Consider the following 1,075-nt stretch of genomic DNA (forward strand, 5'->3'; position numbering starts at 1 on the left):
CTGTGGGGCATGTTCAGTACTAGCGGGTGAAATGCACAATGGTGAATGGCATTACCGTGCGATCAACTCATGCATCACTTTCCTCGCACAGATTGACGGAAAAAGCCTTATTACTGTTGAAGCATTAGCTAATGGTTCAGAGCTTCACCCTGCGCAGCAAGCAATGGTAGATAAGCATGGATCACAATGCGGCTTCTGTACTCCTGGCATCATCATGTCTTTAACCGCTTTATTTGAAAACACACCTTCAGATAAGACTTTTACACTTCACGAAATTTACGACGCACTTTCTGGCAACCTTTGCCGCTGCACTGGCTACAAGCCAATTATTGACGCAGCGAAGTCAATGAAATCATACCCAGGCAAAGTGAAAGCAGAAATTTGGACACCTTCTAGCACATCACCTTCAAACAAAGGTGAAACCTCCAATGAAGAAGGTCAATCTTGGAGTGCTCGCACCGAATCAGAGCTTAAAGAGATTCTTGCGCACCATCCTGATGCACGAATCGTTGCCGGTGCAACCGATCTAGCACTTGAAGTGACGCAAATGAATCGTCGCATTAATAAGCTTGTTGCAATCAATCAAATCGATAGCTTGAAAACAATTAGTGAAGACGCTAACTACATCACCATCGGTGGTGCAGCATCTCTGACTGATTGCGAAAAAGTATTAGAAGCGCACTTCCCTGAGTTCGCTCAGCTACTAGAGCGTTTCGCAGCACGCCAAGTTCGTAACAACGGAACCATGGGCGGCAACATCGCAAACGCATCACCAATCGGTGACGCGCCACCAGTATTAATTGCATTAAATGCAGATATCGAAATCGCGGGTGCAAATGGCAATCGCTGGATTCCTTTAGACACTTTCTACTTGGACTACAAGAAAACACTTCTTCAGACTGGCGAATACATCCGCGCGATCCGTATTCCACGCCGCGAAGCGTGTGAGCACTTGAAAGTGTACAAAATCTCTAAGCGTATCGAAGACGATATTTCAGCAGTGCTTCTTGCGATCAAAGTAAAAGTACAAGGTGGCCAAATTACGGCTGTACGCACAGGCTTTGGTGGCATGGCT

At 46.1% G+C, this 1,075-nt stretch carries 1 protein-coding gene; it reads left to right on the plus strand.

Annotated features, from left to right (window positions below; translation table 11 throughout):
• Positions 1-1,075, plus strand: a 1,075-nt coding sequence (locus A3738_RS03265) for a xanthine dehydrogenase small subunit (RefSeq protein WP_068763354.1), incomplete at both ends; no start/stop codon positions are given.

The sequence above is a fragment of the Oleiphilus sp. HI0066 genome (genome assembly GCF_001635725.1).